This window comes from Bacillus sp. Marseille-P3661 (assembly GCF_900240995.1).
GTDB lineage: Bacteria > Bacillota > Bacilli > Bacillales > Bacillaceae_J > OESV01.
In genome coordinates this window covers 267,139-288,861 of the sequence record NZ_LT965953.1, presented here as the reverse complement: position 1 = coordinate 288,861, position 21,723 = coordinate 267,139, and the positions used below count along the sequence as shown (strand labels likewise).

At 36.5% G+C, this 21,723-nt stretch carries 23 protein-coding genes; 1 reads left to right on the top strand and 22 read right to left on the bottom strand.

The genetic code is table 11. The annotated features are described in order from the left end of the window. Positions 1-64: 64 nt before the first annotated feature. The 14 genes from C1724_RS01300 to C1724_RS01235 form a co-directional block, all read right to left on the bottom strand. On the bottom strand, positions 65-1,087 hold the full coding sequence (locus C1724_RS01300) for a tripartite tricarboxylate transporter substrate binding protein (RefSeq protein WP_102344952.1): 1,023 nt from the start codon (positions 1,085-1,087) through the stop codon (positions 65-67). 81 nt (positions 1,088-1,168) lie between these two features. Beyond that, entirely contained in the window at positions 1,169-1,780 is a 612-nt protein-coding gene (locus C1724_RS01295) for a dihydroxyacetone kinase subunit L (protein ID WP_180994084.1), read from the bottom strand. Between the two features lie 19 nt (positions 1,781-1,799). Then, on the bottom strand, positions 1,800-2,795 hold the full coding sequence (locus tag C1724_RS01290) for a dihydroxyacetone kinase subunit DhaK (RefSeq protein WP_102344950.1): 996 nt from the start codon (positions 2,793-2,795) through the stop codon (positions 1,800-1,802). 91 nt (positions 2,796-2,886) lie between these two features. Next, complete coding sequence (locus tag C1724_RS01285; protein ID WP_102344949.1) at positions 2,887-3,783, bottom strand: dihydrodipicolinate synthase family protein; 897 nt, start codon at positions 3,781-3,783, stop codon at positions 2,887-2,889. Between the two features lie 585 nt (positions 3,784-4,368). Further along, complete coding sequence (locus C1724_RS01280; RefSeq protein WP_102344948.1) at positions 4,369-4,950, bottom strand: cupin domain-containing protein; 582 nt, start codon at positions 4,948-4,950, stop codon at positions 4,369-4,371. Positions 4,951-5,063: 113 nt separating this feature from the next. Beyond that, on the bottom strand, positions 5,064-5,453 hold the full coding sequence (locus C1724_RS01275; protein ID WP_102344947.1) for a DUF302 domain-containing protein: 390 nt from the start codon (positions 5,451-5,453) through the stop codon (positions 5,064-5,066). Positions 5,454-5,470: 17 nt separating this feature from the next. Beyond that, positions 5,471-6,037 carry a class I SAM-dependent methyltransferase gene (locus C1724_RS01270; RefSeq protein ID WP_102344946.1) on the bottom strand — a complete coding sequence of 189 codons (567 nt, stop codon included), beginning with the start codon at positions 6,035-6,037 and terminating at the stop codon, positions 5,471-5,473. Positions 6,038-6,267: 230 nt separating this feature from the next. Further along, positions 6,268-6,915 (bottom strand): thioredoxin family protein, encoded by a 648-nt coding sequence (locus tag C1724_RS01265; RefSeq protein WP_102344945.1) that lies wholly within the window; start codon positions 6,913-6,915, stop codon positions 6,268-6,270. A gap of 304 nt (positions 6,916-7,219) precedes the next feature. Next, on the bottom strand, positions 7,220-8,299 hold the full coding sequence (locus C1724_RS01260) for a sensor histidine kinase (protein WP_102344944.1): 1,080 nt from the start codon (positions 8,297-8,299) through the stop codon (positions 7,220-7,222). Next, positions 8,292-8,975: a response regulator transcription factor gene (locus tag C1724_RS01255; protein WP_102344943.1), complete on the bottom strand. Its 684-nt coding sequence runs from the start codon at positions 8,973-8,975 to the stop codon at positions 8,292-8,294. The genes C1724_RS01260 and C1724_RS01255 overlap by 8 nt, the downstream gene beginning before the upstream one ends. 39 nt (positions 8,976-9,014) lie before the next feature. Further along, the gene (locus C1724_RS01250) at positions 9,015-9,575 is read right to left on the bottom strand and encodes a TlpA family protein disulfide reductase (protein WP_102344942.1); all 561 of its coding nucleotides are present in this window, start codon (positions 9,573-9,575) and stop codon (positions 9,015-9,017) included. 15 nt (positions 9,576-9,590) lie between these two features. Beyond that, a complete protein-coding gene (locus C1724_RS01245) occupies positions 9,591-10,349 on the bottom strand; it encodes a cytochrome c biogenesis CcdA family protein (protein WP_102344941.1) in 759 nt (252 codons plus the stop codon). Beyond that, complete coding sequence (locus C1724_RS01240; protein WP_102344940.1) at positions 10,336-10,974, bottom strand: hypothetical protein; 639 nt, start codon at positions 10,972-10,974, stop codon at positions 10,336-10,338. Before C1724_RS01240 ends, C1724_RS01245 begins: the two co-directional genes overlap by 14 nt. A 207-nt stretch (positions 10,975-11,181) precedes the next feature. Next, complete coding sequence (locus C1724_RS01235) at positions 11,182-11,376, bottom strand: hypothetical protein (protein ID WP_102344939.1); 195 nt, start codon at positions 11,374-11,376, stop codon at positions 11,182-11,184. A gap of 635 nt (positions 11,377-12,011) precedes the next feature. Here C1724_RS01235 and C1724_RS01230 point away from each other — a divergent pair. Continuing rightward, positions 12,012-12,635, top strand: a complete 624-nt coding sequence (locus C1724_RS01230) for a hypothetical protein (RefSeq protein WP_102344938.1) — start codon at positions 12,012-12,014, stop codon at positions 12,633-12,635. Between the two features lie 53 nt (positions 12,636-12,688). Here C1724_RS01230 and C1724_RS01225 read toward each other — a convergent pair whose 3' ends face one another. The 8 genes from C1724_RS01225 to C1724_RS01190 all read right to left on the bottom strand — a co-directional run bounded on the left by C1724_RS01225 (position 12,689) and on the right by C1724_RS01190 (position 21,452). Then, positions 12,689-13,507, bottom strand: coding sequence for a HipA family kinase (locus C1724_RS01225; protein ID WP_102344937.1), 819 nt, complete (start codon positions 13,505-13,507; stop codon positions 12,689-12,691). 62 nt (positions 13,508-13,569) lie between these two features. After that, complete coding sequence (locus tag C1724_RS01220) at positions 13,570-15,522, bottom strand: DUF1926 domain-containing protein (protein WP_102344936.1); 1,953 nt, start codon at positions 15,520-15,522, stop codon at positions 13,570-13,572. Next, the gene (locus C1724_RS01215; RefSeq protein ID WP_180994083.1) at positions 15,519-16,508 is read right to left on the bottom strand and encodes an aminoglycoside phosphotransferase family protein; all 990 of its coding nucleotides are present in this window, start codon (positions 16,506-16,508) and stop codon (positions 15,519-15,521) included. The genes C1724_RS01220 and C1724_RS01215 overlap by 4 nt, the downstream gene beginning before the upstream one ends. A 40-nt stretch (positions 16,509-16,548) precedes the next feature. Then, a complete protein-coding gene (locus C1724_RS01210) occupies positions 16,549-17,685 on the bottom strand; it encodes a glycosyltransferase family 4 protein (protein ID WP_102344934.1) in 1,137 nt (378 codons plus the stop codon). Positions 17,686-17,707: 22 nt separating this feature from the next. Further along, the gene (locus C1724_RS01205; RefSeq protein WP_102344933.1) at positions 17,708-18,346 is read right to left on the bottom strand and encodes a hypothetical protein; all 639 of its coding nucleotides are present in this window, start codon (positions 18,344-18,346) and stop codon (positions 17,708-17,710) included. A gap of 913 nt (positions 18,347-19,259) precedes the next feature. Continuing rightward, on the bottom strand, positions 19,260-19,454 hold the full coding sequence (locus C1724_RS01200; RefSeq protein ID WP_102344932.1) for a hypothetical protein: 195 nt from the start codon (positions 19,452-19,454) through the stop codon (positions 19,260-19,262). A gap of 517 nt (positions 19,455-19,971) precedes the next feature. After that, positions 19,972-20,943, bottom strand: coding sequence for a DMT family transporter (locus C1724_RS01195; RefSeq protein WP_102344931.1), 972 nt, complete (start codon positions 20,941-20,943; stop codon positions 19,972-19,974). 182 nt (positions 20,944-21,125) lie between these two features. Beyond that, complete coding sequence (locus C1724_RS01190; RefSeq protein WP_102344930.1) at positions 21,126-21,452, bottom strand: hypothetical protein; 327 nt, start codon at positions 21,450-21,452, stop codon at positions 21,126-21,128. Positions 21,453-21,723 lie beyond the last annotated feature (271 nt).

The following is a 21,723-nucleotide window of genomic DNA, read 5'->3' as shown; positions in this document are numbered from 1 at the left end:
CCCCTTTGATATTACAGAAAAGGCGAAGAACCGCATTGATTTCCTCGCCCTTTCTTTTCATAAATTATTTTTTACCTTGGCTTTTTGCAATTTCAATAATTGGTGTTAATGCTTCAATATCATTTTTTACATACTGTGTGAACTCTTCAGAATTCATATATCCAATTCCTAGGAATGAATTGTTCATGAATTGTTGGAACTTTTCAGTTTGTGTAGAATCTGCAATTGCTTTTTCTAAAATATCAACAATCTCTTGTGGTGTTTCAGGCGGAACAGCAATACCTCTATATGTTCCAGATACTACATCAATACCCTTATCTTTAAATGTAGGAGCATCAGGGAAACCAGCGAAACGTTCTTCAGCCATAACTGCTAAAGGAACTAAGTCCCCGCTATCAACAAATGACTTAATTTCGCCTGGGTTGTAAATACCAAAATCCGCTCCACCACCTAGAATTTCAGTGATTGCTGGTGCCGCACCTTGATATGGTACAGTTGTAAAATCAATACCTGCAGCTTCAGAGAAACCAATTCCATAATAGCTTGGTACTGCTGATGCAGCAAACTTCATTTTGCCAGGATTAGCTTTAATAGCAGCAACTAAATCTTCTACCGTTTTATATTCTGATTTTCCAGAAACAACTAGTACAGCTGGGTCAATATTAATATTGCTAACAAATTTAAAATCTAATGTTTCGAATGGAGCTGTTCCTAATAACGGAAGAGATGTTACTTCACGAGTAACGACTGTTAATGTATAACCGTCAGGCTTGGATGAAAGCCCCTCTTGCATACCATTTGCTCCAGAGCCGCCTTCACGGTTTACAACAACAACATCTTGTCCTAGTATTTCTTTTAAAGATTCAGCAATAACACGTCCTACTGCATCCGTTCCTCCGCCGGCTGCAAATGGAACGATAATTTCAATTTGCTTTTCTGGGTAGCTTACTTTAGTTTCCTCTTCTTGGTTCCCCTCTTTTTCAGCTGGAGTTGATGTTTCCTCGTTTGCTGTGTTTTGTGAACATCCAACTAATAAACTAAACACTGCGAGTACAATACTTAACAATACAATCAGCTTTTTCTTCATACTTTCTACCTCCTCTTTTAAACGCTTTCATTTTTGGGATATTATCATTTCACAAGCATAAGCCAGTGAAGGATTGATAGTTTACAAGTTTCTTTCTATTAAATCATAAATCTTATAGCAAAGCCATGCCCCGCCATCAATATTATCTTTCGCACGTTCGCCAAGCCAGCTAGATCTGCCAATTTTAGAAACTAATCCTGCTGTCGACTCTGCCGATTCTTTAGCAACAACAGTCGCTTTAGCAAGTGCTTCCTTCAAGCTGCCACCTTCATTAATTATAGAAGCGAACGCATCGGAAGCAGGGATGAACGCATCTAAAATGGTCTTATCACCTAATTGCGCTCCACCTCTTCGTTGGATTTCATTAATCATTGTTTCTTGAACTTTAATCCAATCGTTTGGAGTAAGCTGACCTTGCTTTTCGTCAAGAGATTTACTAACAGCAATTAAAGCAGATGCAATAAGGATTCCCATTGTTGATGGCGCTTCCTTACGAACAGTTTTGCCTCCTACATTGAACCATTGCTGTAAATTCTCGGTTTCATTTGCCGCTTTTGCTAGGGCTTGGCCACAACAAACAACAGTTATCCCTAAATCTCCATCACCTTGAGCACCATCAAGCTCATTAAATTGTTCTTTATGATCTTTCGCAAACTGATCTAGAAGTAATCCAAATTCCTTAAACGTTTCCATATTTATTATCCTCCCATACTTATATAAACGGGGATTCAGCCGGGGCATCTAAATACTCTTTTAATTCATTATCTAATTTGAGAAAAGATAACGAAAATCCACCCATATCCAGAGATGTTGCATACTCACCGACATATGTTTTATAGATGTTAATATTCTTTTCTGCTAATAAGTGATGTACCTCACGATTAACAATATATAATTCCTCTAGCGGCGTTGTACCGGAACCGTTTACAAGAATGGCAATGTTGTCTCCCGCTTTAATTTGCAAATCTTCAAGCAGATACGGAACAAGCTCATTTACAATTTCATTGGCTGTTGTTAACTTGGCTCTTCTAATACCAGGCTCGCCATGAATGCCCATGCCGACTTCCATTTCATCTTCACCAATCTCAAAGGTTGGCTTACCAGATGAAGGAATTGTGCAAGATGAGATAGCTACTCCCATTGTCGCGATATTCTCTACAGCTTTTTCCGCCACCGCTTTAACCTTTTCAAGCGGCAACAACTTTTCTGCGCAAGCTCCTGCAATTTTATAAGCAAAAAAGATTCCCGCAACACCTCGGCGTTTTGTCCAATCTTCTCGCGGAGCTGATGCAACATCATCAGAAACACGTACCGTTTCAACACGAATGTCCTCATCGTCCTCAAGCATTTCAGCAGCTAAATCAAAATTCATTTTATCTCCAAAATAATTACCGTACAAAAATAATACTCCATTTCCGCTATGTATTTCCTTTGCAACATTTACCATAGCGTCCGCACTTGGCGATGTAAAAACATTACCGACAGATGCGCCGTCAGCCAACCCTTTACCTACATAACCTAAAAAAACCGGTAAATGTCCCGCACCACCGCCAGTAGCTATTGCAACTTTTCCTGCTACAGGGGCATCAGCACGAAGGATTCCATTGCGATCTTCTTTAGCAAATTTCACTTGATCTGAGTGAGCTAAGACGATTCCTTCCAGCGACTCTTTTACAAAATTCATAGGCTCATTGATGAATTTTTTCATTTATACGGAGCTCCCTTTCATTTTTAATAAGGTTAAAAAACATCTATTTTTGTTTAGAGGGGGATTCCTACAAATCCCCCTCTGTGAAAAATTAATTTAACACTTCATCCTTAATAACTTGTGCACTTACTAATGCTTGACGAATTGCTTCTCTATCAGCATCGCTAAGTACATTTAATGGTCCACGTGGTACTCCTACGTTAAATCCTCGTTGTCTTAAGCATTCTTTTGTTCTAGCAGGCATATTTGTTTTATCCATTTCAAGCCATACAGGCAGCATTTGATAGTGGATTTCTTTCGCTCTTTCATAATCTCCTCTTTCACATGCTTCCCATTGTTCCACGCACAGCTCTGGAAGTACTGTTAATAATGCTGCGATTGCTCCTTCAGCTCCAAGCGCATAAGTTGGATATAATAATGCATCAACCGCACTCCAAACTGTTTGCTCTTTAGGCAGTGTTAACACCATTTTATTTAAAGCATGAATATCGCCGCCACTTTGCTTAATACCTACTACATTCTTAATTTCAGCAAGTCTTGCCATACACTCTGGTGTAATAACAGCCGTTGCAACTACGTTATAAATGATAATTGGTAAATCCACAGCATCGCTAATTGCACTGTAGAAAGCAACATGTGCTTCATCATCAGGTCTAAAGTAATGAATTGGTGTAATCATTAAGTAATCCGCACCAGCATCTTTCGCTGCGTGTGCATATTCAATAACTTCTTTCGTAGAATCACGAATGATACCTGCGATGATCGGTACTCGGCCATCAATTACTTCTTTACCAATTTGAATTAGGCGGCGTGTTTCTTCTGCAGTTAGCGCATGACCTTCCCCCGTACTTCCGCCAATACTAATACCAGCGATATTGCTTTGCAGCAACCATTCTAAATGTTCTCTGAAAAGCTCCTCATTAATTGTCTCATCACTATTAAATGTTGTTACCGCTGGTGGAATAATTCCTCTAAGTTTATTTACCATTATAAAACCTCTCCTCTTTATGTTTATATTTTTATATCTTATATGTTATCCGTTGTCTGACATCCGTTGTATGGTTAGTATACTTTAGGTTATCGCCTATTGTCAATATTTTTTTAGAATTTTCACTCTTTTGTCACAACTTTAGGATGAACTTGATTTTGTACTAAATTACTTTTTCAAAATCAATCTTGAAACCCTAAATAATCAACATTGTTTGTTTTGATTGGCAATAGTTTAAACCTAAAAGCATCCGCAATTCCAAACATACTCTTACCGTCTCATTAGTGAAGTATGTTATCTGTTGTCCGACAACTGATAAATGGATTATACATCAGGTTAAAATTGTTTGTCAACAAATTGTTTGAATTTTTCAAAACCTTAAGTTTTGTCCTATTACTAATAATAAACATCTGTTATGTTGAGTAAAAGGCTGCTATTAGCTGATATACGAACCAATTTTATGCCTATCTTACCCATAGACTTGGCAAATAAATTTTTAATTAATAGAACGCTAGTATAAATTTCCTAAATAAAAAAGCTCCCAAATGAGAGCTTTTTCATTATGCACTTCTTTTCCATTTGTTTTTACATTGACTCTTTTTCAGCAGCGATTGCATCAGTTTTCGTTTGATGAATTGTTCCAAATGGATGTTCCGGTGGAGCATAAATGGTGTAAAGTTTAAGCGGTTTACTACCAGTATTAATTAAATTATGCCATTTACCAGCTGGTACCATTATTGCGTAATCATCCTGCACTCTTTTCTTAAAATATAAATTATCTTTAGTATCCCCCATCTGAACCATCCCTTGCCCTTCTTCAATACGCAAGAATTGGTCAACATCAGGATGGACTTCTAACCCAATATCTTCACCAACACCAATACTCATCAAGGTAACCTGTAAGTGACTTCCTGTCCATAAGGCAGTCCGAAATGTTGTGTTTTGCTTAGTAGCCTTATTAATATTCACCACATAAGGTTCTCCACCATAATCTTTTAAATTAATAGTACCTTTATCCTTCTTTAACGAAGGCATCATACCAAAACGGTTATCATGATTGATTCCATCAGGATTAGGAACAGTCCAATAAATAGGTTGTACTCCATAATGATTCGTCGGAATATTCACGTAATATGGATATAGATGTGGATAAGGTGCATAGTACATTTTACACAATCCCTTCACTAATTTATAGAAATATCCTATGCTATTTAATTAGGGAAGGTACTTTTTAATGCATCCGTATGTACAAAAATTATGTTTTTAAAATGTCTACCCTCCTATTTACACTTATCAATACACGCGACTAAGCGCTTTTCAATATCTTCGGCGATCTCTTTAAGCTTTTCATCCTTAACCATTGTGATAAGTGCTGTAGGCTTAGGCATACCAATTTTTGTCGAACCCTCATCTTCAAACACAACTATCTTACAAGGCAAAAAATATCCTACCATCTTATTTTGAGCGAGAACACGTCCCGCTTCATGTGGATTACAAACTTCTAGAATTTTAAATGGTTGGTTAAAGTCCACTCCTTTTTCCTGAAGCTTATCTTTCACATCAAATTGCCAAAGAACACCGAATTTTTCTTCTTTTAAATTTTCCTCAATACTTTGTACCGCTTCATCGATAGACTTACTTGTCATTATCGTGTAATCAAAATCAAACATTATAAATACCTCCACATTTAGAATTGAACAACAATCAAATAAACGCCTTTTTCCGAAAAACTTAATTGCCTTTCAAATCCATTATCTTCGAGAATTTTGAGCATCGTATCTGAAGAAATCCTCTCATTTAATGGGGGCCCCTGCTCCATTTCGATGGCTTCCCAATCCAATACTACTAATTTCCCACCGGGTTTGATAAGCCTTCTGAATTCACTCAGTGCCTTATCAAGATCTGGGATTTCGTGAGTCACGAAAGCTACAAGACCCTTTTCGGCACTATTATCATCAAGTTGAATTTCCTCTAAATTACTTTCAACATAAGTGATATTTTTAACCTGTAGTTGCGCTGCTCGTTCCTGCAGCAAATCCAACATTTTCCTCTCAATATCAACAGCAATTACTTTCTCTTTCGTGCTGTTAGCAAGCGGGATTGTATAGTAGCCATTTCCAGCACCTAAATCTAAAATAGTGTCTGATTCTTTTAGCTCTAGAGCTTCAATTACTTGGTTGGGATGTATACGTTCCTGTCGTTTTGGATCTAATAACTTTTCTGCTTTCTCTGGATTAAATCGATGTCCGGCCATTTTCTACCTCCAATTATCAATATACGCATTAGGGTATATTAGGTTTACCAATAGTAAGATAAATTACTAATTTATTATCATTATAATAGTCAACTTTTTAATCTAGTATCTCTTAACAAGTTTGCTCGATTAAATAAATAAACATGTATTACCTTTTCCATATATTAACCTTAGCTTACTTAAATTCAAAAGCTAGCAAGTGTAAAATATATATACATGATTAAAAGAGGTTATTTATCTTCAGAGAACAACAATGCCACATCTTTAATTCCAAATGTCGCTAACGTTTTAAGTAACAGTATTTCCATGCTTGCAACATCTACAGAACTACATGGCTTTTGCGTTTTAATCGTTATTTTTGCTAATGCCCCATCAAACCCGATCGATTCTAGTTTCGATTTAACTGGGAAAGGATTTTGATAACCTTCGATACTGGTACTTAGTAAAATGTTAAGCACCGTAATGCGCGGAGCTTTTATAGATGTTTCATTTTTATATTGAATGTCTACCGAAGTAGGTACTCCATTTCTGAACAAATAGATCGTGTAATTCTCGATCGTTGCTCGATTTCCCTCGATTTCGTCTGATGAAACAAGCCTATTTTCACTTAATTCATTAATAATATGGTTGATTTCTGCTGTCTCACGAAAGCCCTCAAGACGGTATAATTCTTTTTCATTAACATTTAAGAACAAAACTGTTGGGTTTGTTTTTATTTTATATCGGTTGGTTGTCTGTACATCAATTTCTATGTAAATAGTCTGAAGTTCAATCGATGGATGTGTTTGCGCAATTTCCCTTAGGACAGTTCCCATATTCCTTCCGGTAGGACAGGCTGTTAATGTAAATAAAAAAATTTTAGAAACCGATTGATTCATGAAATATCACTTCCTTATGCGTAGTAATTGAAATAGGTTTATTTCTATTATTGAGGAGTTTTGTTAAAGTTTGATGAAGATTTAACTATTTTTATAATTAAGTTGTGCTATGGCCAATTATTATTTTTTATCTCATGTTAATTGCAGGGGAATAAACAAGATAAGTTAAATACAGCCTTAAATTTAAGAGCTTGATATTAATGATATGAATGCAAACGTTAATAAAAAAAGAGCTGCTTAATTCTTAAACAGCCCCTTTTTTGTAAATTCAATGTTGTGATAGATTTAGATTATTTTTGATCGCTCACTGGATAGGCAGACTAAACCAAAACGTATAATAATTGCCTTCCGATTTCAAACCGATTTTACCTTGATGATGTTCAATGATTTCTTTTGAAATAGCCAGGCCTAAACCAGTACCACCCGTATCTCGAGTTCTCGAAGGATCGACACGATAAAAGCGGTCAAAGATACGATCCCGGTCTGCTGCTGGTATCATTTGTCCTGGACCACTGACTCCAAGCCAATAGTCTGAATCTGCTTTTTTTCCAACAATTCGAATAGAGTCAGATCCTTCATAGTAACGGATCGCATTATGGACTAAATTGCTAATAACTTGAGAAATCCCATCACCATTCACGTTCATATGTCCAGAATCAACTTGAAGATCTACAGAAATCCCTTTTTTCGTCATTTCCCAGCGGAACATCTCAACTGTTTGCAACACAATAAACTTTATATCTTCTTCCCCTTTTGCAGTAAAAGTTTGTGTGGTTAAATAATCCCACTCTTTTAGAAGTTCAAGTTGTTCAATCATATGGGTAAGGCGTTTAGATTCTTCATAAAGTGACTCGTATAATGATGAATCACCTACAATCACACCGTCTTTCAAAGCATTTAGATACCCATTTAAATTAGACAAAGGAGTCCTGAATTCATGTGATAAGTCTGATACAAGCTTTTGTCGATGTTGCTGATTATTTTTCAGCTGTAACACCAATTCATTGAAGTGACGAATGAACAAACCCATCTCCCCCTCCGAATTCAATTCAATTGGATCGGGGTAACGCCCTTGTTTCATATCTTTTGCTGATTCAATTAGCACCTTTAAAGGCTGAATTAGCTTTCTTGTTATATAAAAATGAATCACACTTCCGATGAGGATGGCCAGTATACTGAAGATCCATAAATACTGAAATAACGTTCCATTAAACTGTTTTTGTGTTTGTACATTCATCGCTCCCATACCATCCACTAACATACAGGCCGTGTTATAAATGGCCCAACTGCTAAGCACGATAAATAAAGCAATGACAAATATGTTAACAAACGTTAGCCGCCACAAAAACTGATTAGGCAGCCATGATTTAATAAATTTACTCATTGACAAATTTATACCCCATTCCGCGAACAGTAATAATCCGTTTTGGCGATGACGGCTGCTCCTCGATTTTTTCTCGTAGCTTTTTAATATGAGCATCAATCGTACGGTCTAAAACAAATTTATCATCATAAGGATATAACTGACGTAGTAAATCTTCTCTAGATAAAACAACATTTGGATGTTCCATAAAATGATAAAGAAGATTAAATTCATGCTTTGTCAAATGCAAGGGTTTATCATACAACAAAACTTCACCTTTTCTGGGTTTAATACATAAGCCCCTGTATGTGACTTTTTGACAAAACTGGCCGGTTCTCCGTAATACAGCTTCAACATGGGCAATTAACTCCTCAGGATCAAACGGTTTTGTTAGATAATCATCAGCACCCATTTTTAGTCCAGTAATCTTATCCTCAACCCTTGCTTTCGCAGACAACATAATAATAGATACTTCATTTCGTTCTTGCTCTCTGACCCACATACAAAACTCTTCCCCACTTAGTTTGGGGAGCATCAAATCAAGAATAATAAGACATGGATGATACGTTAAAAACACTTGCTTTGCCTCTTCTCCGTCGCTTGCCACGACAACATCGTACCCTGATTTTTCTAAATAAATACGAACAAGATTGCGAATCATTTTATCATCTTCTACCACTAAAATGGTTTGTTTCAAGTGGATCACCTCAAGCCCTAGTGTACAAAAAATGCAACCTTATTTCATTTTTTCAATTTCTTGAACCATTAAATCATGGTTCATCGCACCGATCGCTATAAATTGGATTCGCCCATTCGAATCAATCATATAGGAAGTTGGATAAGCTTGAACTCGGTACATACTCGCTACTTCTGAGTTTCGATCCATTAAGATCGGAAAGGTAAGGCCGAAGTCCGCTACGAACTCCTCCACAACCTCCTCGTTTTGTTCAGAATCCGTTAAATTTACAGCTAATATCTCTACATTATCCATCTCTTTGTATACCTTTTCCATATCCGGCATTTCTGCTCTACACGGCGGACACCATGTTGCCCAAAAATTAACGAAAACACGAGTGCCACGATAATCAGATAAACGTACCGTTTCTCCTTCTAAAGTTTTCAATTCAAAGTCAGGTGCGATCTGACCTCTTTCAAGTCCAATCGTATCGGACTCCTTTACTACCTCAGTCCCTGTGGTATCCTCTTGATTTGCAGACTCCTCATTGGAATTAACTAGATCTAAAACGGCCCAACTAAACATCCCCAAAATAATAACAATAAAAATTATTTTTTTCATTAAAAGTACCTCCTACTATCCTAATTTTGATAACCACGTATCTTGAATTAACCTTAGAAGAAATTCAGTAATTCTAGGCATTTGACCAAAAAATAAAACGAGACCCATGATTATCATAATCATGCCGCCTGTTTTTACAATTACTTGCGTATGGCGAACAATAACCCTCGTAGAACTAAGGAAAAATGTTAAAATTAAAAACGGCTGAGAAAAGCCGATCACGTACATGACTGTATATAAAATACCTTGACCTGGGTTGGTGGCTGCTACTATTAAAATCGATCCAAAGATAGGACCGATACAAGGTGTCCAGCCAGCAGCAAAGCCAAGCCCTACAAAAAAGGTACCTACATACCCCGTCGGTCTTTTTGAAAAATGAATACGCTGTTCCTTCATTAATGTTGTACTATTAATCCAACCGCCGATAAACAGCCCCATAAAAATTAAAAAAATACCTGCCATCCGCTGAATAAATAAGCCTGATTCACCAATTAATAGTGATTGAATCCACCTTCCAAAAAAGGATGCACCAGCTCCTAAACTAATAAACACAAGGGAAACACCCAGCAAAAATACAATCGAATGGCTGAGTAGCTTACCACGAATTTGCGGTGATTGACTACCCTGAAGCTCTTTTACACTGATTCCCGTAATATAAGATAAATAAGCCGGAAAGATTGGAAGCACGCAAGGTGATAGAAACGATAAAGCGCCTGCTCCTATCGCCAACAACATCCCGACTAGCAAAAAAGTATTTGCATCAATACCCGACATCACAATCCCTCTTTCTTTGATTTACTAAATGAATAGCTAATGCTGCTACAAAAAAGACTGCTAAAAACCAAGGTGCCATTATATAACCAAATACTGTCACATACGGCTGAAGGATGACTAAAATGAACATTCCCACTGTCCAACTAACTAGCATGACCATGATTCCTGGTTGAAAAAGGGATAAAACAAGTAGGATAGCCAGTAATACCATCCTTCCAACCGCTAAAGCATTGTCGTCTAAAATAAATTTTAGGAATTCATATAAAAACGAGCTTGTCAAAAAGATTGGAATAAAAGCTTGAATGAAAAGTACCATATCCAGCTGGCCCCGTTTTGACTTATAAAAAAGGAACACAACACTTATTAAAATTGCTAGATAAAAGGCACTTGAATCACTTGGATAAGCTAATATAGCCAAAGGATCACTAATAAATATTGAAATATTCAAGATTACCTTGCTTATCCAAACAAAAATAATAAAATTGATCAGCTGTGATGTTATTTCTTCTATTTGCCTCTTCTTCTGTTCTTTCGGTGAATCACTCATTATATAAAACGAAAGAACGCCTGCGATTAAACTGATGATTGTTACCGATAAAGACATTAATTTAGTCAATGTTGCCATATATACACCTCCGTCCATGTCTGTCTTTTCTAACCATACAAGCTCTGTATGAAGATTTTATGAAGAAAATAGATTGGTTTTTTAATAGAAACTCTTTACAATAGTCTCATAAAAATAAAAGAAAAAAGCGATTCCTCCATGTTTCAGAGAAATCGCTTTTTTCTATTGTTAGAAACTGTCTTATGAAAATGACAAACTTTCTGTGATTTAAATCCATTCCAATATCTTTAGTACCCATACTAGTATAAGACTCATAATAATTCCTGCTACAAAAGACATATTCGCTTTAAACCAACTATTCGTTTCTCGTTTAATTAAATAAGCATATATAACAGAAATAATCGTACCAAACATTATTCCACCTAACATATTTGTTGGCAAAATCCAATCATACCAATTCACATGATCACCTCTTCCAATACCTCACTACCATTAAAACAAAATCTCCCGACTTCAATAGCCCTTATATATTTTCCCTCAATACTCTCGAAAGAACAACTGCAAGTTGATCTCCAGTTACAGGCTTATTTTAAATGTCTTATCTATTTATCATCAACTATTAATATTGATAAAGATTTAACCTTCCAAATTGGAAAACTATGCTTTGATTTCAAAAATAATAAACCACCAATTATGTATTGGTGGTGACGATGGGATGGGACGTTACTTTATTAACTAGATCTAGTTTTAATTCTGTTCCGCGGTACCTGTCCCTCTGTCCCAGTTTTAATTCTGTTCCGCTGTACCTGTCCCTCTGGCCCAGTTTTAATTCTGTTCCATGGTGCCTGTCCCTCTGGCCCGTGTCCCTCTGGCCCGTGGCCCATTTTATACAACTTAAGAACACCAAAATGAAGCTCTCTGTTGTTCAACTATAGCCCCGTTCAAAATCTAATTATTAACATTAGAAAAGATATGGCTCATTTTTTTTTCCTATCCGAAAAAGTTATTTAAGACAGGCAGGAGAGTTGTCTACACAAGCATTTTACAGCCGGCATATTCTATAGAGTAATCAGATTTTTAGAAAGGAGCTTTTTTCATTGAACTTAGAAAAGAAATTTATCGATAAGCTAGATCAGATTAGCATCTCTAAAGCCTCCGGCAGTGTTGATGTAACTAATCCAACCGGATTTAAATTATTAGGAAAAGGTCATCAAGGAGCCGTTTTTCAAATAGATGAAAACCGCTGTGTGAAAATCTACTGTAGAAATGAAGATCTTGTACGGGAGCTACATTCATTGAATCTCGGCGGTAAAGTTGGTATTACCCCTAAAGTATATTTTTCAGGTGATAACTTTATAGTAATGGAATATATGACCTCCCCCACGCTCTTCGAATATTTAGATAAGAATCCATTAAATAAGGAATTAGTATCAAGAATTATTGAGCTATTAGACATCTTTGAACAAATAGGATACAACCGATTCGATCATTCGGCTCGGCATATTTATGTCGTACCTAATAGTAAATTGAAAATAATTGATGTCGTACACATGATTAAAAAGGAGCCTGTCTATTTGGCAGAAAAGCTAATTAGTGATATGGGTGTAAATGCAAATGAATTTATCCGACTAGTAAAAGAAACTAGTCCTAAATGGTACAAAAGATGGGAAACAGACACTGGTTTTGCAGATTTGATGATGAAAGTGAATAGGAAGGCATAAACGGTAAAAAAGGTAGTCCAAGTAAATTTGGACCACCTCTTTTTATGTCTTTTTTATTTTTTCTTTTTGGATTTATCCTTTTTCGATTTTTTCTTTTTGGTGTCTTTATTTTGTCGTTGTATTTGCAATTGGGGTAATAGTTGCTGCGCATTTACTAGATGAGCAACAAGTGCTTCTCTTTCTGAAACAGTTACATCCCAGTCATCAGGAATTGACTGGATGACGTCCCTTATGATCTCTTCAGGTATATTCATGATTTCTTTAATCGCTGACTGGATCTCGTTTTCACTTTGCAATAAACCTGCAAACCACTTATGGACGTTGAGAGTAACTTCGAGCTTCGGCATTTTTTCAAGAGTTTTAACGGTCCATTTTGCATTAGAAAAACAACGCCCATGATCAATCATATAGAGAAAATACTCCCCTTGCCCATTTGGTTCAAGGAGGACATTGTTCTCTTTTCGGTCTGTATTGCCTATCCAAAGGTCAAAAACAATTATTTTGGCAAGATGGTTTTTATTGCTAACTGTTATATTTTCATTTTGTGAATCCCGCTCAAGTTGGATACAGTTATCAATAAATAAACTAGCAAACTGGCTGCCGGATGTAAACTTCCGTTGTAATAGAATCGGATGTTCGTTTATAAAATCATCATTGATCTTTACAACTTCAAAAGGAACGATAGGCAGTGATAGTATTTGACCTAATCTCCCGGCAATATACTCGTTAACTAGTATTCTCGTTCCTGATGGATTATTTTTAAACTTTACTGCGTATTGACGACCATTGCTGAAAAGAATATTCTGTGGCTTAGAATATCCTTGTTTAATAGATTCTACTAATTGAACAGGCTGTATGTTTTGTTCATACATTTTTTTCACTCCTTTTCATTTAATCCTGCATAATAGAATGATTGATGCCCAATCACAGCCTTTTATTGTGATTGTAAGTAAGTTACCCCTACATTAAATGCAGCCGAGTTTGATGTGGTTGTAAGCCCTAAGCAAAATCCATGCCCAAAAATAGGGTTACGTGGTACCCTCCAATTTAAGTTTTTTGACACTAGAGAACAATAAGATATTACGTTTCCGTTTTGAAATCCTCTCTTATCCTCATACTGGTATGGAACAATATTGGCGCGGCCTTCATGTAATAATCGCAGGTAATCCGGTGATAATCCTATATCAAGTGAAAGAGGTAAAATAACTTGAGGAATTTGGTCATATTTAATAGCAAGTTCACTTTGTCCTTTTTTCAGTATAAAATGTTTCGTCAGCCCAAAGGCAGCACTGTTCAATTGCTTGTTCGTAAGGATGAGTTCAATTTCCTCATTTTCTTTTATCGAGAGGGAATTAATCTCATAATTATCATGTTCAAAGCCATTATCGGCTAAGGCACCGGGATGGTTCACAGGAACATCCATAAAGTCATTTAATTCCTCTAACCAATTCCAGTCATCCGTCGGGTTGCCAATCATAAGTTTCCCGCCATTTTGGTCATAAGAAAATAAGTAGATAATGCGCCCGCCAAAGCGAGGTGAAATGATTGCTGTTATTCTATTGTTTCGTAATACGACTTCCTTATAGCCGTCATGATCGATATCGTCTATAAAGGCATGCACAAAGCCGGATTTGTCATGATCATCTTCCCATTTTGCTGCTTCGATCAATAAGGATGATGCACGTGCATGACTTGCAACTGCACGGGCCCATGGGGCGGGCAGTGCTACTTTTACATCGCTGTCCTGGTCGGTGTGTATACTGTTTGGGGCATCGTGCCAGGCTGTTTCATAAGTGCAGGCAAGAAAGTGTTTGCGTGCCAGCTCGAGTAATGGGGAATATTGAGTAGCAGTAGATGAGAATTTTTTTAGTTTCTCCCATGTTTCAACCAAAGTTTGCTGAAAAGGAGCCCAAGCCGGTGAGTCAGTCCAATTCAAATAATCCTCACCTGCACCAAACACTATTGCCAGTTCCCGGTAAGTACCTGTAGCGATTGAACGGGCAGCTTGAATTGTGTGACTTTTCAACCAAGATTGAAGAAGTACCGGTGTAACATCTTGTTTCCCAATCAACCATTCCAGAAAACAGCGATAATGATGAGTGGCTAAGGGGTTCCAAGGAGGTATTCCAGCAACCTTCTCCATATCATCACCATAGATGGCTAATACATCTCGACCATTTTCAATCTCTTGCTGCAGTTGTGATAGTAATGCATTCAATCTTTGTTCATGTTTATTTGTTTCAAAAGGAATAGCAAGGCGCATTTCCTGAGCAAGCGGAAGTGCAACTAAGTCTTTGCAGCCTTCTATGTGATGGGCTTCGTATAATTCGGGAATAAAGTGAGGATTAAGATCAAACTTCTCACGTGAAGAATCATCTAGTATTAACCTGTCATCCACCATAACATACTGAAACCCACCGTTAATTAAGCTTTTGTCCGTTAAAACATCTGCTAGTTTTTTAGTATTCCAGACCCGTTCAGGAACCCAAAATCCCTTTACATTTGATGTATCAGCACCAAGCCACTTTTCAATCAAGAAAAGTTCTTCTTGCACTTGATAACGATTATGCTCGCTGTCAAACAAAGGCATAATATTCTGGGCGTAGGTGGAGCCAATGATTTCTACTAACCCGGATTTTCTTAATTCTGCAATTTCTTCAAGAAAGAGCGGATCATACCAGGCACAGGCTTCAATGAATGTTCCGCTTATATGAAGGTGAAAGGGGATGTTATATTGAGAGTGAAGTTCAAATACTGCACGTAACCCAGCAGAAGCGTCGGGAGGACCAATTATTTGCTCTATGCCTGGGCGATTTTCATAACCGTTCGTAATTAAATATTGATTGGCATGATGAACGATAGCGATGGGAACAGATTTGCCGCTCATTGCAAACCTCTCCCTTGCAAATAAAGGCCGCACTTAGTAAGAAAAGGGTCTACTATACTTAATTTCCCCGTTTTGAGTACACATAGTTCATAGTGCAAACTTTCAAATAAAGAGAGAGCGCCGTATACAGAAATTCGCTCAAGAAATGAATTCCGGTTGTAGGATAGGTGTTGATCAAGATAGGTATTTACGAATTTCTCAATCATTGGCTGAAAATAGTCAAAATCTCCTTTTTTGAAAAAGCTGCTTACTTGAATCTGACATGTTAAATAAGCTACATCCCATGCTGGGTCACCGACAAAGTGGTGATCAAAATCAATGGCAATGATTTTCTGCTCGTGCATAAACACATTTTTTGTATGAAAATCCCCATGCAGCAAAACTTCTTCTTCTGTTTTTAGTTTAGGTGATTTTTGAACAAAATCATCAAACATAGATTTTAATTTTGCCTTTTCCCCCGGCAAAAGTTCTGCCAGTTCTTTGTAAAATCGTTCTACATCAGCATTGGCTCTTGTTCTTGTTGTTTTCCGGACCTCTGTCAAAGGTATCGCATGCATACTCGTCAGCCAGTTTGATATAAGAACAGCTAATTGCATGTTATCCGCATTGGGAGCATGGATCCAATCGTCAAACGTTTTCCCTGGCGATTTAGACATAATCATCATTCTCCATTGCTGTAAATAAGCAATCGGACGAACAATTGTATATTGTAGGTCTGAACTAAACCCATTGTTCCACAAATATTGCAAAAACTGAAAACTGGCGAGTCCTTTTTCTTGATCAGAATATACTTTTCCAATCAAATATTCGTCTCTTAACTTCCCGTCTTGATTATGATAGGTTACAAGATATTCGACGATCATTTTACGAATTTTAGGTACAGTAGAAATAACCTTAACCTGTAGCACTTTCCGACTATTCCCATAACAATTTTCATAAGCTGAAATAATCGCATCTGTTGATGGAAGCTGTGTTTTTTCTCTCATGATTCTATATACTCCTTTCTTTAAAAAATTCAAAAGCATATTACTTTGTTTGTAAAAGTTCTAAATACAATTGCCGAGTCTCATCCGCTGCCTTTCTCCAAGACCATGTTTCTGCTTCTTCAGCGCCCTTTTGCCCCAGAGTTTGTCTCAGTGTTGGGTTGTCCAGAATTTTAATAATTGCCTTTGCTAATTCCCTTGGCTTACCCGGCTCAATAACTAAAACATTTTTGACAATTTCGCCCACACCTGTTGTGGTCGAGATAATAGTAGGAATTCCTGATGCCATAGCTTCCAGAACAGTTATTCCAAAAGGTTCTGATTTTGCCGGCAGAGCAAATATAACAGCATTTTTATAACATTCAAGCAAATCCTGACCAGTGACATTGCCCTTAAATTCCACACGGTCATGGATTTTTTGGCGGCGTGCTTTAAGTCGCAGTTTATTTAGTAAGTCACCATCTCCCGCAAACATAAAGCGAATATCATCCCGTTCTGAAAGAACAAGATTAGCTGCCTCCAAAAAATCATCCGGAGCTTTTTGTCCAGTTAATCTTCCTAGAAATAACACATATCCGTCGATTGTTTGATAATCTCTAGACCTCATTTGTTCAAACGCGGTGACATCTATGCCATTGTAAATTGTCGTTATTTGATCTGGATTTGCTCTATAATTATCTACCAAAATTTGTTTTGTCCTTTTCGAGACAGCTATCGTATGTTGTGCAGTACGAACAGCTTCTTGTTCAATTGAAAAAATGATTGGATTTAGCGGTTTTCCTGCAGCACGGTCAAATTCCGTAGAATGTACAGTCCAGATTAAAGGAATATTGCATTTTTGAGCAATTCCCGATGCTGCATATACACCCATCCAATCATGTGCATGGATAATATCAATACCTTCCGGGTTAAAAGTTTCTTCAAGTTGTTTTTGGAATTCCATTACAGAATCCCATATTATATTCCCTGAGTAAGAATAATGGGAGAACGCTTGCTTCATCTGCACATGCTGCAATGTCATCTTCTCAGGAATAGTAAATTTTTGTTCCAAAAACTGAGGAAGATAAAAATCTATATCAACTCCGATGCCTGTTAATTCCTTGACAATGGCTTGACAGTGGATACCCAACCCCCCTGAAAATTGTGGTGGGTATTCCCAACTAATCATCGCTACTTTCATGAAGGTTAACAACTCCCCTTAGTTAATTTTCTGCTAGTTTTGCCTTCTCTACTGTTGCAGCAAACTTAGGATTCTTCGTCCAATTATCATACAGAGAACTATCTAATTCTTTTACGTAGTTTAGAAATTCTGTAACTTGTTTGCCCATACCCCTGATCATCCGCTGTGGAAATTGTTTTTCCGGTAATTTATTATGGCGGTGGAGGTTTACCACTTTTAAACTGCCATTAGACATTAAATAAATATAGTCAGGACTTTGATCAAGACGGGTAAAACCGATTGCTTTAAAATCATCGAGTAGACTTAGCAATTTTTTCGTTAACTCTTTCGTTACTTTATTGTTTTCTAAATATTTAGCTAAAGTAGGTGCATTAATAGTACTCATCACTACATAAGTCCCTCTTCTTCCATAAACAACTGGAGTAATTCCACGTTTTGCTCCCATTTGTAGAGCTTGAAATTCCTTTTCAGCTTTTTCCTCCTTTTCAAAAAATACAGCACAACGTATATTATCAATACTAATGACAACACGCTTTTCTTCTTGACTGATAATCCGCAAGTCTGTAGGATTATGAACAATCATTCCTTCAATATCAGGCTTCGTTACTATAATTTTCTTTATCTCATCCACTATCATTTTTTCATCAGAATTTTGTGCCAACTGCATCTCTTCCTTTCAAGTTTAATTCCTGTTAAACTATTATTTTTAACTTATTGTCATGATATGTGAAAATAATCTGATCGTCTCAACACTTGTCTTACTTGCTTTAAATTTGGCGAATACACTAATGGAGTTGAAGGATGAAGATAGGAGTTGTGAATGAAGTAGATGTAATGTATTTTGTAAGTTACTAATAAAAAAACGCGCAGATCTTCTTAACCCGTTCGTAACAGGCAGAAATAACAGTAAATAACATACGTGCTACAACGAGGACAAAAGAACGAAAACAAGTAGAGGAATTAAAGCATTCTAATATATATAGCATTATTTTTTGTAGTAAGAAATAGATTGATATGTTTACTACGGAGGTCGCAAAGACTTCATAGATCAATATTATAAACGTCATTTCCTTTACTTTGTATTCTTCTAACAGAAGTGTAAGCAGCACCATTAATAAATGTGGAATTATCAGAAGACAAGAAGAATGGAAAACAACCTCTTTCTTTTATTAAAGTAAAAAGATCAGATGGAATAACCACCTAATCAAGGATAATCTTTATAAAAATTAAGCAATATCAGAACTTAAATGATAGATTAGAGCATAAGTTTGTCACATGAAATTTAAAGCACAAAGATGTAATGGTGACATTTTTATGCTTATTCACTTGTGTTTACCACATAAGGTGACGTCCTGAAATAACGGCACTTAAGCTTCTGCGAGAGTAGTCGACATATTCTCATTTCGCTGAGCCATATGCCTGCCGACAGGCGTCCGGTCAGCTAGTCTGGTTGTTCTCTTCCTCTTCCTACATCCTTAGACGGTGGTGTCCGGCATTTTTCCTATACAAAAAAAGCTCCCAAATGAGAGCTATTTCATTATAATTGATATTTACAATGACAAACTTTCTGTGATTTAAATCCATTCCAATATCTTTAAAATCCAGACTAGTATAAGACTCATAATAATTCCTGCTACAAAAGACATATTCGCTTTAAACCAACTATTCGTTTCTCGTTTAATTAAATAAGCATATATAACAGAAATAATCGTCCCAAACATCATTCCACCTAACATATTTGTTGGCAAAATCCAATCATACCAATTCACATGATCACCTCTTCCAATACCTCACTACCATTAAAACAAAATCTCCCGACTTCAATAGCCCTTATATATTTTCCCTCAATACTCTCGAAAGAACAACTGCAAGTTNTTCGCTTTAAACCAACTATTCGTTTCTCGTTTAATTAAATAAGCATATATAACAGAAATAATCGTCCCAAACATCATTCCACCTAACATATTTGTTGGCAAAATCCAATCATACCAATTCACATGATCACCTCTTCCAATACCTCACTACCATTAAAACAAAATCTCCCGACTTCAATAGCCCTTATATATTTTCCCTCAATACTCTCGAAAGAACAACTGCAAGTTCATTTCCAGTTAAAGGCTTATGCATTTTAAATGTCTTATCTATTTATCATCAACTATTAATATTGATAAAGATTTAACCATCCAAATTGGAAAACTTTCCTTTGATTTCAAAATTAAAAAACCACCAATTATGTATTGGTGGTGACGATGGGATGGGACGTTACTTTATTAACTAGATCCAGTTTTAATTCTGTTCCACGGTGCCTGTCCCTCTGTCCCAAACATACTGCTTTGACTGTTGCTTTTGCACCCTTACAAAAATATTATTAGACAATAATGAAAAAATAATTAAGACAGTGCCAAGAAGGTCAAAGATCGTTACATGATAACCTTGAAAAATCGAAACTAAGAGTGTTGTCACTGGAACAAAGTTGATAAACAACAGCCCATTTAATGGTGATAAAATACTGACACCGATGTTCCAACCAAGCAACGCAATAACGCCAGGGAACACAATCATAAACAGTAAATGTGGGCTTGTTGCTATAAGGTCTTCTGATGACGGAATAGATATGTACCCAAATAGTGTTGCCCCAATTACAATAACAAGTGCCGTAAATGTGCCAAGTAAACAACTTAACGTAGAATACCGTAGAGCTGACCAATCTCTAAACTCACTACCACCCATCGTGTAAATAACCCATCCAATTACTGCAATAAATATGAGCATAGAAGGAATTAAATGATCTGTCGCCCCAAGAAATGCTTTAATATCACCTTTAGTGATAACTAACATCGCACCGATAAATGACACAAGCACACAAATTAATGTGAAAAAATGAGTGCTTTTTTTAAAAATCATCCATCCAATCACAATAGAAATCATAGGCATTAATGATTCCATAATGGATGCGACCATCACTCCTGGTTCACCTAATAAATCCTCACCCCAAAAGATAAATAGATTATAAACTGTAAAGGCCATTGTACCGAAAAACCATAAGTGAAGGCCTCTACCTTCAAATCGAAAAGCTTGCTTTCCTTCTTTCCATAATAAAATCGCTACTAAAATGATCGTAACAGATACATATCGAATGATTGTAAAATAGAAAGGATCTATATGATTGAAAGCCGAATGTGCTACAGGAAACATCGCTCCCCATGATGCTGCAGCAATAAAACATAAAATAGCTCCTACTATTACGTTATTTCTCAAATGCACTCTACCTCCTTCACTTAATTGACATATTCATTATCTATGCTTTTGGGTATCTCGTAAAATGAATAATAATAATGGTTTACTATCATTTTTAGAGATACCAGGTAGTATGTTAATGGGAAAATAATATTATATAGAAGGATTAATCCCTTTTCAGACTGGCGCGGAAAAGGAAAAGCTTACTTAGCGCTATCATTATATATTTGGATCATTTCTTTTCGCTTAATAAGTAGAATTGTAATCATAAGCACTTCACTTATGACAAGTAAACCAAAGCCTAAAACTATCCCATTCACCAATATAAATTCGTTAGTGCTCCAAGATACGTAAGCCCAGCCTATTATTGCTATTACGTCAATGACTATGATAATGGCCACAGCAATAAATGTTTGAGAAAGAAATAATCCTGTTTTTCTGATCATGTAGGAACCATATTTATAACTGATCAAACTGCCTAAAACAATACTCATGATATATAGAATAAAAGCCATATATAGGTCGTCCATATTTCCGCCTCCTTCATACAAATATGGCAGGTTCTTTCTTAGCGAAACAGTTCTCAAGAATACATAAAACGATACTATACTGAAGATTAGTGATCATACCGGAACAACAAATTACCATCACAAATCCCGTAAGAAATTCAATAAAAACATCCATGAAACTCACTTTCTCGCCATCACAAACACATATATCAATTATCTATTCATTTCACCATCTCGTAAAATGAATAATATTAATACTTTGCTATCACTTTTTGTGATACCATGAAGGTAT

What these genes read in the sequence shown, in the direction of transcription:
- C1724_RS01210 (WP_102344934.1), bottom strand. Translation starts at nt 17,685, where the DNA reads ATGAAAGTAGCGATGATTAGTTGGGAATACCCACCACAATTTTCAGGG.
- C1724_RS01285 (WP_102344949.1), bottom strand. Translation starts at nt 3,783, where the DNA reads ATGGTAAATAAACTTAGAGGAATTATTCCACCAGCGGTAACAACATTT.
- C1724_RS01300 (WP_102344952.1), bottom strand. Translation starts at nt 1,087, where the DNA reads ATGAAGAAAAAGCTGATTGTATTGTTAAGTATTGTACTCGCAGTGTTT.
- C1724_RS01225 (WP_102344937.1), bottom strand. Translation starts at nt 13,507, where the DNA reads ATGTATGAACAAAACATACAGCCTGTTCAATTAGTAGAATCTATTAAA.
- C1724_RS01190 (WP_102344930.1), bottom strand. Translation starts at nt 21,452, where the DNA reads ATGGACGACCTATATATGGCTTTTATTCTATATATCATGAGTATTGTT.
- C1724_RS01270 (WP_102344946.1), bottom strand. Translation starts at nt 6,037, where the DNA reads ATGGCCGGACATCGATTTAATCCAGAGAAAGCAGAAAAGTTATTAGAT.
- C1724_RS01245 (WP_102344941.1), bottom strand. Translation starts at nt 10,349, where the DNA reads ATGTCGGGTATTGATGCAAATACTTTTTTGCTAGTCGGGATGTTGTTG.
- C1724_RS01290 (WP_102344950.1), bottom strand. Translation starts at nt 2,795, where the DNA reads ATGAAAAAATTCATCAATGAGCCTATGAATTTTGTAAAAGAGTCGCTG.
- C1724_RS01280 (WP_102344948.1), bottom strand. Translation starts at nt 4,950, where the DNA reads ATGTACTATGCACCTTATCCACATCTATATCCATATTACGTGAATATT.
- C1724_RS01260 (WP_102344944.1), bottom strand. Translation starts at nt 8,299, where the DNA reads ATGAGTAAATTTATTAAATCATGGCTGCCTAATCAGTTTTTGTGGCGG.
- C1724_RS01215 (WP_180994083.1), bottom strand. Translation starts at nt 16,508, where the DNA reads ATGAGAGAAAAAACACAGCTTCCATCAACAGATGCGATTATTTCAGCT.
- C1724_RS01295 (WP_180994084.1), bottom strand. Translation starts at nt 1,780, where the DNA reads ATGGAAACGTTTAAGGAATTTGGATTACTTCTAGATCAGTTTGCGAAA.
- C1724_RS01220 (WP_102344936.1), bottom strand. Translation starts at nt 15,522, where the DNA reads ATGAGCGGCAAATCTGTTCCCATCGCTATCGTTCATCATGCCAATCAA.
- C1724_RS01265 (WP_102344945.1), bottom strand. Translation starts at nt 6,915, where the DNA reads ATGAATCAATCGGTTTCTAAAATTTTTTTATTTACATTAACAGCCTGT.
- C1724_RS01250 (WP_102344942.1), bottom strand. Translation starts at nt 9,575, where the DNA reads ATGAAAAAAATAATTTTTATTGTTATTATTTTGGGGATGTTTAGTTGG.
- C1724_RS01275 (WP_102344947.1), bottom strand. Translation starts at nt 5,453, where the DNA reads ATGTTTGATTTTGATTACACGATAATGACAAGTAAGTCTATCGATGAA.
- C1724_RS01240 (WP_102344940.1), bottom strand. Translation starts at nt 10,974, where the DNA reads ATGGCAACATTGACTAAATTAATGTCTTTATCGGTAACAATCATCAGT.